This window comes from Shewanella sp. KCT (genome assembly GCF_007636505.1).
GTDB lineage: Bacteria > Pseudomonadota > Gammaproteobacteria > Enterobacterales > Shewanellaceae > Shewanella > Shewanella halotolerans.
The window spans coordinates 47,392-61,100 of record NZ_LVDJ01000001.1 but is presented as its reverse complement, the minus strand read 5'-3'; the positions used below and the strand labels follow the sequence as shown (position 1 = coordinate 61,100).

Here is a 13,709-nt window from a genome sequence, read left to right as displayed (position 1 = left end):
AACCACTGTCAGAAAAGTGGTGGGTCGTGAAGGATTCGAACCTTCGACCAATTGGTTAAAAGCCAACTGCTCTACCGACTGAGCTAACGACCCATTTTCAACTAAATCTCTTTGATTTAGCGCCCAAACGACTACGTCGCTTCGAGGGCGCCTATAATACCTTTTTCATCTTCTCATGCAAGTGCAAATTCCCCATTTTTTTTTGTTTGCATGAAAAACAGACTAAGAGTATGTTTTTTGGTTAAATAGAGATTAAAGCCCCACCATCTGCTGTTTAGCGATACGCGCCGCAGCGCTATTGGCATATTCGCTAACGACTTGCTGATAGTAACGTTTCGCGGCGGCGTTATCGTTACGCTTCTGTGCAATCATGCCAAGTTTGACCAAACTATCACCACGCTTATTCGACTCTTTAAACTGGTTCACCACGGTATCAAAGGCCTTACCCGCCTCGGCAAGCTCCCCCTTGTTATAGAGTAGCTGACCTAACCAATAGTTAGCATTCGCCGCATAGGTCGAATTGGGATATTGCGCGATAAACTCACGAAATGCCGGGATCGCCTCGTCGTACTGACGCTCTTTCAGCACCAGATTAACGGCGCGTTCATAGCTGGCGGTTTCTCCCAGAGAGGAGGTCTCTGAACTGGTCGCCGCAGGGGTTACGGCCACAGGCGTAGACTTAGCCTTACTCAGGTTAGCGATATCGTCATAGAGCTGGCGCTGGCGCTGCAGCATTTGATTGATCTGATAGCTTTGTTGCTCGGTCAGCCCGCGCAGGTCAAGCACCTCCTGTTGGAGGGTGTCAAGGCGCTGCTGCATCTCAAACTCGGCCGCTTGCTTGGCCTTTATGATACGCTCTAGGCGCGCAACTCTATCTTCGGAGGAACCACCGGCAATATCCTCAACGGGCGCAGGTGCCGCTACCGCGACACCCACACTCATCAGAATTGCCGCGGTAACAACGGCAGTCTTCATAGTTAACCCTATCTAACGCTTAGTAAACCAATACCGCACGACGGTTTTTAGCAAAGCCATCATCGGTGCGAGAGAAATCTTGTGGCTTCTCTTCACCATAGCTCACTATGCTCATCTGGCTCGGTAGCACACCCATGCTTTGCAGGTACTTGGCAACGGCCTTGGCACGGCGCTCACCCAGAGCAATGTTGTACTCAGGTGTACCACGCTCATCGGCATGACCTTCGATCATCACGCGAACATTGGGATGCTCAAGCAGGTACTCACCATGAGCATTAAGCACTTCTGAGAAGTCAGACGATACCGAGCTGCGGTCGAAATCGAAGTAGATGATATGTTCCTTACGCAGTTCCTGGTACTTAATGCGTTGCTGCTCTTCTGGTGTCAGGATAGGTGCTACGCCACCCGTCTCAACGCCACCGCCGGCATTCATCTCGCTGCTTTCGCTGCCGCTCATTGAGCTTGTCGCATCGGTTTGTGACTCAGAGGTTGAGCTACACGCGCTGATTGCCATAATCGGCAGGGCAACAACCATAGCTTTAAACAGCTTATTCAGATCCATTTTGTAATCCTTAATCTTGTTCTCAGTAATAAATTTATAAGAAAGGTGACCAAGCAGGAGACTTCACCTCCCCTTGACCCACAGGCAATCTTGCCTTAAATCGTCCATCCATAGAGACAGCAGCCAACACCTGTTGACCCTGATAGGTGGTGCCATAGATAACCATAGTACCGTTAGGCGCTATGCTTGGTGACTCATCCAAACGTGTGGTCGTCAGCACCTGCATAAAACGCGTCTCAAGATCCATACGGGCAATATTGAACTTGCCGTTGGTGCGATTCACAAACACCATGCTGCGGCCATCTGGCGAAATAGAGCCGCCAAGATTCCATTCCCCCTCGAAGGTCAAGCGTGTGACCTTACCCGATGCCAAAGCCACCTGATATATCTGCGGACGACCACCACGCTCGGAGGTGAAGATCAGCGACTTACCATCAGGTGTCCAAGAGGCCTCGGTGTCGATGGCATAATGGTTGGTGACACGTTTTATCGCCTTGGTGGCGATATCCACCACATAGATCTCTGGCTGGCCATCTTTCGACAGGGTTAGCGCTAACTTCTTGCCATCGGGCGAGAAGGTAGGCGCACCATTGATTCCAGGAAAGCTGGTAACCTTGGTTCTTTGCTGAGTATAGATATCCTGAACAAAAACCTCGGCCTTCTTGTTCTCAAAACTCACATAGGCCAAGCGGCGACCATCTGGTGACCAGGCCGGCGACATCAGCGGCTCGGGTGAGCGCAGCAGCATCTGCTCGTTATAGCCATCATAATCGGCAATCATCAACTTATAGGGTGACTTCGCCTTATGATCCACCACCACGTAGGCGATACGCGTCAGGAAGGCACCGCGAATACCGGTAAGCTTCTCATAGACGATATCGCTGATTCTGTGGCCATACTGCCTGAACTGGGCGCTGCTGATCACAGTCTCGCGACTATCGAGCAGGTAATCACTGGCCGACTGAGGGCCGCCAGACTGCATCTGCGCCTTAACCAGATCGATAAGCTCGAAATTAACTAGGTACTGGTCTGGGCCATAGGGCTTTACCGTGCCCATGACCACAGCTTCGGCGGCCACATTCGACCAGGCTTTTAAATCCATCTGCGCCAGTGAACCTAAATTGCGCTGCGGTAGACCCAATTCGTCCATCGGCTTAAAGGTGCCACTGCGGGTCAGATCCGACATCACCACATCAGAGATCTGTTGCGGCATAGGCGTGCTCCCCTGCCACACAAAAGGCACCACGGCGATAGGACGCGCCGCATCGACCCCTTCGGTGATCACTATATCCAACGCCGCCTTGGCCGGAATGGTTAAAAATGCCAGCCCCAAGATGAGCCATCTTCCCAAGTTTTTCATGGAACTCCTTTAATTAAACTCCGGTTGTACGGTGAGATTAATCTCTTTTAGCTTGTTATAGACATCGGCCTCGGGCGAAACAGGCAGACGCCCGGCCTTGTTGATCGCCGCCTTAGTGGCACGGCACACCACAGGATCACCAGACACTATCTCGTTGCCGGTCACAAAGCCATCTTTAGCCAGACGAATAAACACGCGGCAACTCTTGCCTCGCATCGACTCATCCACCACCAGGTGGCGCTGAATCGTGGCGCGGATCATCGAGGTATACCGCTGCACCTCACTCATCACCTGCTTATTGCGAGTCTGCGACAGCGCGGCCTGCTCGGCGGCCAAGGCCTCTTGCATCATACGTTCCTGCTCGCGGCGCGCGGCCTCTTCGGCCTTACGTTTCGCCTCGGCTTCTGCCTTACGCTTGCGCTCTTCGGCGGCCTTCTTGGCAGCAGCTTCTTCAGCCTTACGCTTGGCTTCGGCTTTAGCTGCGGCCTCTTCGGCGGCCTTGCGCTCGGCCTCTTTCTGTTTACGCTGAGCCTCGGCCTTGGCGGCCTTCTCCTTCTCCTGCTGCTCTTTGAGCTTGGCAGCCTTTGCAGCCTTGGCCGCATTTTGCGTCTCTAGCTCTTTCTGCTTGCGCTCCTGCTCAAGCTTCTTGATACGCTCCTGCTCACGCTCGCGGGCCTGGCGAGCCTCTTTAGCCTTACGGTCCAGCTCCTCCTGACGCGCCTTCTCCTTGCGCTCGGCGGCTAGCTTCTCAGCTTTTAGCTTCTCAACCTGTTCGTTGACCCGTTTCTGATCCACCACCACAGCCTGCACCGCCGGCGCACTGGCCTGAGGCACCACCTTGGGCTTCTCACTAAAATCGACACCCATGGCCAAAACAACTATCACGCCAACATGAATGCTGGCTGAAATAATGAGTGGAACGGTAAATTCTGATTTCCCTGCCACCTGCTACTCCTCAGGCGAATCTGTCATCAGGCCTACCGAAGGTACGCCTGCTTTTTGTAACGTCACCATCAACTGTATCACCCGCTCATAGGGAATGCTTCTGTCGGCCTTAACCACCACAGGCCGCTCAGGCTCCAGCTGCACTATGGCACTGACTCTGACGGCGATCTCCTCGAGGTCCAACACCTCTTTACTGCTGGCACTGCCAATATCCAGGTAATAATCGCCGTCGGCATCGATAGAGGCCACCACGGGCGGCTTACTGTCGGCGGGCAGGCTCTCGGCCTCCCCCTGTGGCAAGTCCACCTTCACGCCCTGGGTCACGATAGGCGCAGTCACCATGAAGATGATGAGCAGTACCAACATCACGTCGATATAAGGGACAACGTTGATCTCGGCAACCGGACGACGCCTCTTGCGTTGATAACCCTGCTGCATTAGCCGACTTCCTTCTCGCTGTAGGCCTGACGGTGCAGGATGCTGGAGAACTCTTCCATGAAGTTGGCGTATGACATCTCTATCTTCTCCACCTGAGTCGAGAAGCGGTTGTAGGCGATAACGGCCGGAATCGCCGCAAACAGACCCATGGCCGTAGCGATAAGTGCCTCGGCGATACCCGGGGCGACCATGGCAAGTGTCGCGTTTTCAACGGCGCCCAACGCGATGAAGGAGTTCATGATCCCCCACACGGTACCAAACAGACCGATATAAGGGCTGGTCGAGCCAATCGTTGCCAGCAGTGGCAGATGGGTTTCCAGCTTCTCAAGCTCACGGGAGAGCGAGACGCGCATGGCACGATAACAACCATCCATCACGGCGGCAGGCACCTTGCCGTTAAGGTTGCTCAGGCGGGCATACTCTTTAAAGCCGGCGTAAAACATCGCCTCTAAGCCGGTATTACTCTCCTGTCTGGCAGAGAGTTCCTTATAGAGTTTATTGAGATCGACACCGGACCAAAACTTGTCTTCAAACTTGAGCGAACGCTGACGAGCCGAGGTCAGCAGGCGTCTACGTTGAATAATCACCGCCCAGGACACCACGGACAATGTCAGCAGCGTCAACATGACGAATTTAACTAATAGACTGGCCTGTAAAAACAGCCCGATAAAAGAGATATCAGCTTCCACCCTTTAACTCCTGAACAATATGATGGGGAATGGCTTTTGGCCGCATGCGCGATAACGCCACGCAGGCCACCTGAATGTGTGCTTCACAATAGAGGGTTCCGTCTTGATCCAATAGACGCTGGCGAAACACCATAGAGGCCTTCTTCATCTCTATGACCTCAGACTCGACCAAAAGGTCCTGCTCGAAGCGTGCAGCCACCTTAAAATCGATATCGGCGTGTTTGACCACGAAGGCAATATCGTCAGCCAGCAGCTGCGTCTGTTTAACCCCTATCTGTTTTAACCACTCGGTGCGGGCGCGCTCAAAGAAATTGAGGTAGTTAGAGTGATACACCACTCCACCGGCATCGGTATCTTCGTAGTAAACGGATATAGGCCAACGAAACATAGCTAGAAACGGCTCAACATTCAGATTAAATAGAGGCCTACTATACCGAGTGCCCAGGCAATTGTGAATGCTTGACGCCCCAGTTGCCGGGACTAACTGCATAAAATTTTGTTAATAAAAAAGGGAAGTTATTCACTTCCCTTTTTAGGTTTGTTTACTTAGCCGCCTATCTTGCTCGGCACTGCAAGGCCAAAGCTATGCATTAAGAAACTGTAGATGTCGGCAAATTCATCTATCTTCATCGCCGTCGGCTTACCGGCGCCATGACCAGCCTTAGACTCGATTCGCATGATGATAGGTGCATCACCTGTCTGTCTGTCCTGCAGCAAGGCGCCAAACTTGAAGCTGTGCAGCGGCACCACGCGATCATCATGATCCGCCGTCATCACCATAGTCGCCGGGTAATCTCGCTCACTAATGTTGTGATAAGGCGAATAGGCCAATAGCGCTGGGAACTGCTCGGCATTGTCGGCGCTGCCATATTCGCTGGTCCAGGCCCAGCCTATGGTGAACTTATGAAAACGCAGCATATCCAGCACGCCTACCGCAGGCAGTATGGCGGCGAACAGATCCGGACGCTGAGTCACGGCCGCGCCCATCAGCAGACCGCCGTTACTACGGCCATAGGCACCTAGCTTGCTCTGATTAGTGTACTTGTTATCAATCAAATACTCGGCCGCGGCAAAATAGTCATCGAACACGTTCTGCTTCTTGTCGAACATGCCTGCCTGGTGCCAGCTCTCACCATATTCTGCACCGCCGCGCAGGTTTGGCACTGCGTATACGCCGCCCATATCCATCCAGGCGATGTTAGCCGGGCTGAATCTTGGCGTCAGCGAGATAGAGAATCCGCCGTAGGCATACAAGAGGGTTGGATTTTCACCGTTAAGGGTCAATCCCTTCTTGTAGGAGATCATCATAGGCACGCGCGTGCCATCCTTACTTGTGTAGAACACCTGCTCAGAAACATAGTTGTCTGGGCTAAAGGCAACCTTAGGCTTAGCGTACAGGCTCGACTCACCCGTCTTAAAGTCAAACTTGTAGGTGGTCTGTGGCTGCACATAGCTGTTGAAGGTGTAATAGAAGTAATCCTTGCTACGCTTACCATATGGTCCGGCAATCTTACCCTTACCCGGTAGCTCTACATCCTGACGCTTCACGCCGTTCATGCTAAAGATAGTGAGCTTGCCCAGCACGTCGTGCAGGTAGCTGACCACCAGGTGATCGTTGATGATGGCTACGCTGGCAATAGGATCGCTCGACTCAGGGACAACCGTCTTCCAGTTTGCCTTAGCTGGACGATTCACATCCACCGCCACTATCTTACCGTTTGGCGCATCGAGATCTGTCTTGAAGTAGAAGACAGACTTGTCGTTACCCAGGAAGCTATACTCGGCCTCCAGCTCGCTGATTAGCTCAACCACGGGCGCGTTGGCGTCGGTCAATGACTTATAGAAGAAACGGTTACGGCTGTCTGTGCCCTGCGAGATGGAGATCAACAGGTAATCCCCCGCTTCCGACACCTCGGCGCCGAAGCCCCAATCTTTATTCTGTGGACGCTCGTAGATCAGCTTGTCTTGAGACTGATCGGTGCCCAGCTGGTGATAGTAGACCTTCTGGTTAAAGTTAACGTCGGCCAGCAGGTTACCGCCTTCGGGCGCGTCGTAACGAGAATAGTAGACACCTTTGTTGTCTTTGCTCCACTCGGCGCTGGAGAACTTAATCCAGTTGAGCTCGTCGCCTAGCTTAGCCCCGGTCGCCACATCCACAAACTGCCACTGCTGCCAGTCTGAGCCCGACTTAGAGACGCCATAGGCGATGATCTTACCGTCGCCGCTGACAGAGACGCCGCTCAGAGCAACTGTGCCGTCGGTTGAGAAGCTGTTAGGGTCGAGAGCGACCTTCTCTTCACCGGCCTTATTCTTCACATAGAGGACAGATTGCGCCTGCAGACCGTCGTTGCGGTAATAGAAGGTGTTGTCACCACGCTCGGTTGGGGCAGTGACTTTCTCGAAGTTCCACAGCTCGGTGATGCGATCGACAATTGCCTGCTTGTTTTCCAGCTGCGCCAGAAAATCGTGCCCCGCTTCTTGTTGCTGCTTCACCCAGGTATGGGTCGCGTCACTCTCTTCCTCAAGATAACGGTAAGGGTCGGCAACCTGTACGCCGTGAATTGTTTCGACCACGCCCTGGGGTTGAACAGTTGCCTGCGCCGCTGTCGTTTCACTGGCATGGTATTGGCAACCCATGAGTGTTAAACCTAATCCGGCAAGCAAAAGGGTTTGCTTGGATAAAATCGTCTTAAGAACCATCTGTAGCCGTCCTGGATATCTCGTTATTATTAATGGTAAACCTGTGAGCTAGCGCCCAATAACCTCGTACTATACAAGTAAAAAAAAACCGTGCAATGGCTACAAATAAACGAATCCGGCATTTGCGAAATTGACTTGTTAATAAAAAAACAACATGGATGAATTATATAAATCGTGAAATTATGCAGCAATTTTGCGTAATCAAGCGCAAATACCCAAAATGTGTGAATTCGGCCCTTTAAACACCCTCTTATGACATTAGAAATACTAATCTAAGGTGGAAATTTTTCTAGTTTGTAGGACAAATGGTCTGACCCTATAATTCACCTCGTTTTCCGGAAGTGTCTACCCCTCTGGTAGATGGGAAACAAGAACTCCGAGTTCCCGTGCCAGTCACGTGAATTCATCCCTGGTTCTTATGCTTGACTTCCTTCCTTCAATTTGTTGATTGCAATGATTTATTTGCGGCCTACTTAAGATTAAGTGGGCTTTTTTTTGCCTGTTTTTTACCAGGCTTTTGCCACCGCTCTCTTTCTATCCCGGTCCGATAACAAAAAACCGGCCTTGTTGGCCGGTTTCCATAAATATTATTAACACACTAAATCTTCTCTAATCCAGCGGCTTGCTGAGGCGGATCACTACGCGTCTGTTACGAGCCCGCTCATCTATGGTGTCATTGGACGCCACATGGCGACGCTCGCCGTGACCTAAGGTATGGATACGATCATTGGGGATACCCGCCGACAGGAAGAGCTGTTTGACCGAATTGGCGCGCTTCTCAGACACCTTCTTGTTCACCGAGCGGCCACCGAAGCTGTCGGTATAGGCATCGATCAACACCAGCTCGACTTCGGGATCATAAGAGAGATACTCCTGCACCTTGGCGATCTGCGCCTTGGAGTAACGGGTCAGCTCAGAGCCACCAAACTCATAGGTCAGCACGGTAAAGGCGATATCATCGAAACTATAGGGCAAGAGATTAGCCAGACAGGATTTAAACTCGGCGTAGCGACGACCGAAGTTCGCCGCCGACAGCCCCACGGCAACCTTGCTGGAGCGGTTATACCAATCGGCATAATAGAAAGTCGGTTGCATGCCGCGCTCTAGCTCATTGAGCATGGACCAGGCCGCCTTCTTAGGCACCTCGCCACTGAAATATTTCTGATAGGTGAGATCGGTTATGGGACGGGATACCACACCAGGTCGCCAGGCGGGCGCCATGCTCATCAACTTGGCGCTGGTCACCTCGTCAGGCTTGACCCACATATCCAGGCTAAAGTTTAAATCATGATCTTTACCGGCGCGGCTGGTAAACACCGCCTTGCCATAAGATGGGATCTCATGCTCCAGGCGACAAACAATGGGGGTATTGTCACTCAGACGCCATGAGGACTGTTCCAAGGAGGCAACATAGTGACGCAACTCGGCCTGCGCCGTCGTCGCCAGACTCAAGCCAATCCCGAATGTCATCGCACATAGCACCCTAACCCACATAGACAGTCACTCTTGTTAATTACGTTACTTATCCCTATCGGCCTAATTTAGCATTCCTTTAGCCCATATATTGAGCAATCAAACATGACAAGCTCCCATCGGATACTTCATAATAGCCCCCCACTCTTCACTTTGGATATTTTAATGAGCGATATTTGCGACGCACACAAACTTAAGCATAGATTTCGTGGCTACTTTCCCGTCGTCATAGATGTTGAAACCGCGGGTTTTAATGCTCAAACCGATGCGTTGCTGGAGATCGCCGTCACCCTGCTGAAGATGGATGATAATGGCGACTTGATGCTGGACAAGACACTACATTATCATATCGAGCCCTTCGAAGGCGCCAACCTAGAGCCAGAAGCCCTGGCCTTCAATGGCATAGACCCAAGCAATCCACTGCGCGGCGCCGTCAGCGAGAAGGAAGCCTTCTTAGAGATCTTTAAAGAGGTCAAGAAGCACCAGAAGGCATCAAATTGTCACCGCAGCATCATAGTGGCCCACAACGCCGCCTTCGACCACGGATTCGTCACCCAGGCGATTGAGCGCAACGCCCTCAAGCGGACGCCATTTCACCCCTTTGCCACCTTCGACACCGCCGCCCTCTCAGGCCTGGCGCTGGGTCATACGGTTTTGGCCAAGGCATGTGAGATTGCCGGTATCCCCTTCGATAACAAAGAGGCTCACTCCGCCCTGTATGATACCGAGCGCACCGCCGAACTGTTTTGTCATATCGTCAATAAGTGGAAGGCATTAGGTGGCTGGCCAGTGGCCACGCCTAGTGAAGAAACACCAAGTGATTCAGCCAGCGAGCCGGCTAGCGGGCAAGACACAAATACGAGTGCTAATGGCTAACAAATAGCGAGTATCAATCGTAACTCTTATTAAGAGCTTGATAGTGAGAGCTTGATAGCTCGTAGCGGATGCGGCGAGCTATCAATCATTCAACCGATATTTACAGCCCTGTACGACTGTCCAGATTCAGGGCTTTAATTAAGTCAAACACCTCATAGATCTCCTTAAACACCTGCTCTATGTCATCGACAAAATCCAGCGGCTTTAACAGATCCAGTTTAGGTTCAAAATAATTATGCTTGCAGGCGATCTTAATCAGCAATCGTCCATCTTTAAAACTCGCCTCTAGTTCGCCACGGTAGAAACGAGACAGTGAGAGCAAACGCTCCATGGTCGCCGTATTTAGCAAATATCTCGCCTCGACTTGATCGTCGCTATACACCTGAAACTCTCGCTCAAAGGTTGGGTCTTCCAGCTTTACCCGTGTCAGCTTCTGTTTAAACTGCACTAAGCTGTTGCCAATAACCCCTTTATCCTGACGCACCAGGGTATTACCAGAGAATTTCTTTAATAACGTAAACTCAATCAAAATCCCTTCGAACAAGGTCTTGTATTGGGGTTTATTGTCTTTAGTCCCTTTATACTCGAGTAGCGTCAGCTCTCTCATCAGGAAAGGCACATTGTGGTATTTGCCCTTAACCGAATCGTCAAAGTGACCCTTGTCATATTTTGGAAAGAGACCATAGTCCTTATAAGCATCCAGTTCGGGTAAGTTCGACGGATTCAACTCAAAGCTCTTGCCAAAATAGCCGAGCAGCAGTGGATAGATCTCATCGACTATCTTAGTGCGCAATTGATTTATCTCGCTACTCGCCCAGATGTTAACGCTTGCCACTGCGACGATAGATAAAAAGGCGCCGGCAAAGCCGATATAAAATACGCCATCTTCAAAATCGAGCACTAGTGCGCCATAAAAACTCAGGGCAAAAAATGCCAAAAAGACAGGTAATCCTATCAGGGTGACGGGAGCGCTTATTTTTCTGCGGGCCAGATACTTAGCGGCCGCCGCCTGACGAGCCGACTCATAACGCCGACACCTAGGGGCTATCTGTTTCGCGTAATATTGACTAAAGGCCTGCTTGTCCTCGGCCGGAATCGCAAACTCCATTGGATTCATACATCTATCCTTGCTAATGTCCTTGAGCGACAATTAGCGGATATCTTGCGGCGCACGTCAAGTGATGATGATTCGATCGATTGAAAAACAATCGTTTAGCTTACTAGGTTTAATTTGCTTCGAGATAGAGAATCTTGACCTCGGCGAAAGATTATTTACTCAACCGGCTGGCCACTGACTGCCCCGAGGTATATTTAGCCAGAAGCGCATCTATGACGCCCTGGGATCTTAGCTGGCTGATCGCATGGTTAATCTGTCCAAGTAAGGCCTGATGCTCCTTGCGCAGGCGGATCACCAACACGCCATCGGAATGCACGGCCGCCAGGGCGATGGGCACCTCCAGCTCCTTGGCCCAATATAGCGCGGTAAGCTCGCCTGCGATGGCCGCCTGAATTCGCCCCTTCTGCAAGGCGATGATCAGCTCACGTTCGGACTTGAAATCGATACGCGTATATTCACTGTCATCATGGTAGAGGTAGCCACGCACCGTGCCTATCTCCTGACCGCGGAGCTTGTTGATATCCATCCACTGCTCCAGGTTACCGGCCAGCACCACCACATGCTCCTTTATGGCAAAAATCGGTTGCGACTGCACGAAGGCATCGCCAAGATCCCCTCCCTCGAACCAGCTGGGGCTGACCACATCGAAATCCAATCCGCCGGTTGCCAATGCTTGATTGGTCCGCTTAGGGGGATAATGTTTTGCATCTAATCTCACTGGCGTTAAGGCGAAGATCTGCGGCACCAACTCGGCCAGGATCCCTGGGTCTTTGGTGGTCTCGGGAATAAAGTAAGGGTACCAACTGCTAGAGCCATTGACGTCATAGGAGAGCACAGTCTCGGCGCGAAGCGGCGCCGCTAACATCAGGCAACAGAGAAAGGCCAGAGAGATTCACATCGTGTTATACCGCACGTCTAATACCCTATGTTTGGTAGCTGACTTCTTGCTCCCTGGATAAGCCGCTTGGGCGATAATGCACAGGGAGTTGCTCTAGGTATATCAGTGGTAAACAAAATGATCAATTCATTAACATTTTTCCTATAAAACTATCCGGATTAATTGGCCTAGATCAAATAGCCAAGAGTAAAAGTGCCAAAACCCGCCGCTCGCCTCACTCCGATGAGAAGGAAAGATGATATAGTCGGCCCAGCTTTTTAACCTAAGTTACGACAATTTCCATGAGCGAATCCCCCATGAGCCAATCCCATTTTGACGGCAAGTATGAAGTCGAGCATAAATACAGGCTTCAAGATCGAGACGCCTTCTTAAGCAGGCTAGAAAGCCTTCCCCACGAGACTATGCTAAAGGACAATGTCGAATTTGATCGCTACTACGACACCCCTTCGGGGCAGTTGGCTCAGCAGAGTAAACACTTGTGTATCAGGCAGATGCGCCCTTCAAACATCAAGCTGTGGATAGTTAAAGGTCCGGGCGATAAGCAGTGTCAGGCGACGCGCATCGACAATATCGACAGCGCCGCCGATATGCTACAAACCTTAGGTTATAAGGTGGTGCTGCAGCTTACCAAGACACGCAGCATCTATTTTATCGACCAGTACCATGTGACGGTCGACAATCTCGAAGGCCTGGGGAATTTTGCCGAGCTGGCGATCATGACAGACGATGAGACCCAGCTGGCATATCACGAACAAGGCCTGCTCAAGCTTGCCCAGCAGCTTGGCCTTACGCAAGAAGACAGGGAAACCCGCTCCTATCGCAAGCTGATGCAGACACGCCAATCTGTACCCTCGCCCGCTTAGAGGCAGACGGCAAGGAAGACGGCAAGAGAGCCCTAACGACATGAGGCTCATGAAATTCAGCCATAAAAAAAGCTGCCCTGGGGCAGCTTTTTGTTAACATTTTCACTAACGCTTTTACTAACGATATGAATCGCTTATAGTGAGTCAGCGTTGTCAGTCAGGTAAGAAGCAACGCCTTCTGGGCTTGCGTCCATACCCTTGTCACCTTTTTCCCAACCTGCTGGGCAAACGTCACCGTGCTCTTCGTGGAACTGAAGTGCGTCGATCATACGTAGCATCTCGTCAACGTTACGGCCTAGTGGCAGATCGTTAACAACTTGGTGACGAACCTGACCTTCTTTGTCGATCAGGAAAGAACCTCGGAAAGCCACACCGGCTTCTGGATGCTCAACATCGTAGGCTTTACAGATATCGTGCTTCACGTCAGCCACTAGCGTGTATTGCACTTGGCCGATACCACCCTTGTCTACTGGGGTGTTACGCCATGCGTTGTGAGTGAACTGAGAATCGATAGAAACACCGATAACTTCTACGCCACGCTTCTTGAACTCTTCCATGCGGTGGTCGAAAGCAATCAACTCAGATGGGCATACGAATGTGAAATCAAGTGGGTAGAAGAATACTACAGCTGGCTTTCCTTTAATCGCTTCGCTTAGGGTAAAGCTATCAACGATTTCGCCATTACCTAGCACTGCTGCAGCTGTAAAATCAGGAGCCGGACGGCCTACTAATACGCTCATTTTTTATCTCCATCTATGGATTGAAAAAGCTTTTAATTCTGAACTCAAAAGCATTATAGGCAGTCACCAGCGG

14 protein-coding genes and 1 tRNA gene are annotated in these 13,709 nt (G+C 51.3%); 2 read left to right on the top strand and 13 right to left on the bottom strand.

Annotated elements, in window-relative coordinates; all coding sequences use genetic code 11:
* Nucleotides 1-17 precede the first annotated feature (17 nt).
* The 10 genes from AYI87_RS00335 to AYI87_RS00290 form a co-directional block, all read right to left on the bottom strand.
* Nucleotides 18-93, bottom strand: a tRNA-Lys gene (locus AYI87_RS00335).
* A 159-nt stretch (nt 94-252) separates the two neighbouring features.
* On the bottom strand, nt 253-975 hold the full coding sequence (ybgF, locus tag AYI87_RS00330; RefSeq protein WP_144198594.1) for a tol-pal system protein YbgF: 723 nt from the start codon (nt 973-975) through the stop codon (nt 253-255).
* A gap of 19 nt (nt 976-994) precedes the next feature.
* Complete coding sequence (gene pal / locus AYI87_RS00325; protein WP_011865327.1) at nt 995-1,537, bottom strand: peptidoglycan-associated lipoprotein Pal; 543 nt, start codon at nt 1,535-1,537, stop codon at nt 995-997.
* Between the two features lie 34 nt (nt 1,538-1,571).
* Nucleotides 1,572-2,897 (bottom strand): Tol-Pal system beta propeller repeat protein TolB, encoded by a 1,326-nt coding sequence (gene tolB / locus AYI87_RS00320; protein ID WP_144198592.1) that lies wholly within the window; start codon nt 2,895-2,897, stop codon nt 1,572-1,574.
* 9 nt (nt 2,898-2,906) lie between these two features.
* The gene (tolA, locus tag AYI87_RS00315; RefSeq protein WP_144198589.1) at nt 2,907-3,842 is read right to left on the bottom strand and encodes a cell envelope integrity protein TolA; all 936 of its coding nucleotides are present in this window, start codon (nt 3,840-3,842) and stop codon (nt 2,907-2,909) included.
* A 3-nt stretch (nt 3,843-3,845) separates the two neighbouring features.
* Nucleotides 3,846-4,280, bottom strand: a complete 435-nt coding sequence (gene tolR, locus AYI87_RS00310; RefSeq protein WP_011865324.1) for a protein TolR — start codon at nt 4,278-4,280, stop codon at nt 3,846-3,848.
* Nucleotides 4,280-4,969, bottom strand: a complete 690-nt coding sequence (tolQ, locus tag AYI87_RS00305; protein WP_144198586.1) for a protein TolQ — start codon at nt 4,967-4,969, stop codon at nt 4,280-4,282. The genes tolR and tolQ overlap by 1 nt, the downstream gene beginning before the upstream one ends.
* Entirely contained in the window at nt 4,959-5,357 is a 399-nt protein-coding gene (gene ybgC, locus AYI87_RS00300) for a tol-pal system-associated acyl-CoA thioesterase (RefSeq protein ID WP_011865322.1), read from the bottom strand. The genes tolQ and ybgC overlap by 11 nt, the downstream gene beginning before the upstream one ends.
* Nucleotides 5,358-5,515: 158 nt before the next feature.
* Nucleotides 5,516-7,606 (bottom strand): prolyl oligopeptidase family serine peptidase, encoded by a 2,091-nt coding sequence (locus AYI87_RS00295; RefSeq protein WP_409928951.1) that lies wholly within the window; start codon nt 7,604-7,606, stop codon nt 5,516-5,518.
* 672 nt (nt 7,607-8,278) lie between these two features.
* Nucleotides 8,279-9,139, bottom strand: coding sequence for a flagellar protein MotY (locus AYI87_RS00290; protein ID WP_144198581.1), 861 nt, complete (start codon nt 9,137-9,139; stop codon nt 8,279-8,281).
* Between the two features lie 168 nt (nt 9,140-9,307).
* Here AYI87_RS00290 and rnt point away from each other — a divergent pair, with 168 nt between their 5' ends.
* The gene (gene rnt / locus AYI87_RS00285) at nt 9,308-10,018 is read left to right on the top strand and encodes a ribonuclease T (protein WP_144198578.1); all 711 of its coding nucleotides are present in this window, start codon (nt 9,308-9,310) and stop codon (nt 10,016-10,018) included.
* Nucleotides 10,019-10,118: 100 nt separating this feature from the next.
* Here rnt and AYI87_RS00280 read toward each other — a convergent pair whose 3' ends face one another.
* Nucleotides 10,119-11,135 (bottom strand): DUF3137 domain-containing protein, encoded by a 1,017-nt coding sequence (locus tag AYI87_RS00280; protein ID WP_144198576.1) that lies wholly within the window; start codon nt 11,133-11,135, stop codon nt 10,119-10,121.
* Between the two features lie 151 nt (nt 11,136-11,286).
* Nucleotides 11,287-12,000, bottom strand: coding sequence for a substrate-binding periplasmic protein (locus AYI87_RS00275; RefSeq protein ID WP_144198573.1), 714 nt, complete (start codon nt 11,998-12,000; stop codon nt 11,287-11,289).
* A 329-nt stretch (nt 12,001-12,329) separates the two neighbouring features.
* Here AYI87_RS00275 and cyaB point away from each other — a divergent pair, with 329 nt between their 5' ends.
* Nucleotides 12,330-12,896, top strand: coding sequence for a class IV adenylate cyclase (cyaB, locus tag AYI87_RS00270; RefSeq protein ID WP_260865035.1), 567 nt, complete (start codon nt 12,330-12,332; stop codon nt 12,894-12,896).
* Nucleotides 12,897-13,030: 134 nt separating this feature from the next.
* On the opposite strand, the gene AYI87_RS00265 is transcribed toward cyaB, so the two are convergent.
* Nucleotides 13,031-13,636, bottom strand: coding sequence for a peroxiredoxin (locus AYI87_RS00265; RefSeq protein ID WP_011865315.1), 606 nt, complete (start codon nt 13,634-13,636; stop codon nt 13,031-13,033).
* Between the last annotated feature and the right edge of the window lie 73 nt (nt 13,637-13,709).

Coding starts and splice junctions, on each gene's coding strand:
- tolR (WP_011865324.1), bottom strand. CDS start 4,280: ATGCAGCAGGGTTATCAACGCAAGAGGCGTCGTCCGGTTGCCGAGATC.
- ybgF (WP_144198594.1), bottom strand. CDS start 975: ATGAAGACTGCCGTTGTTACCGCGGCAATTCTGATGAGTGTGGGTGTC.
- cyaB (WP_260865035.1), top strand. CDS start 12,330: ATGAGCCAATCCCATTTTGACGGCAAGTATGAAGTCGAGCATAAATAC.
- ybgC (WP_011865322.1), bottom strand. CDS start 5,357: ATGTTTCGTTGGCCTATATCCGTTTACTACGAAGATACCGATGCCGGT.
- AYI87_RS00295 (WP_409928951.1), bottom strand. CDS start 7,606: ATGGGTTGCCAATACCATGCCAGTGAAACGACAGCGGCGCAGGCAACT.
- AYI87_RS00275 (WP_144198573.1), bottom strand. CDS start 12,000: ATGTTAGCGGCGCCGCTTCGCGCCGAGACTGTGCTCTCCTATGACGTC.
- AYI87_RS00280 (WP_144198576.1), bottom strand. CDS start 11,135: ATGAATCCAATGGAGTTTGCGATTCCGGCCGAGGACAAGCAGGCCTTT.
- AYI87_RS00290 (WP_144198581.1), bottom strand. CDS start 9,139: ATGACATTCGGGATTGGCTTGAGTCTGGCGACGACGGCGCAGGCCGAG.
- AYI87_RS00265 (WP_011865315.1), bottom strand. CDS start 13,636: ATGAGCGTATTAGTAGGCCGTCCGGCTCCTGATTTTACAGCTGCAGCA.
- pal (WP_011865327.1), bottom strand. CDS start 1,537: ATGGATCTGAATAAGCTGTTTAAAGCTATGGTTGTTGCCCTGCCGATT.
- tolB (WP_144198592.1), bottom strand. CDS start 2,897: ATGAAAAACTTGGGAAGATGGCTCATCTTGGGGCTGGCATTTTTAACC.
- rnt (WP_144198578.1), top strand. CDS start 9,308: ATGAGCGATATTTGCGACGCACACAAACTTAAGCATAGATTTCGTGGC.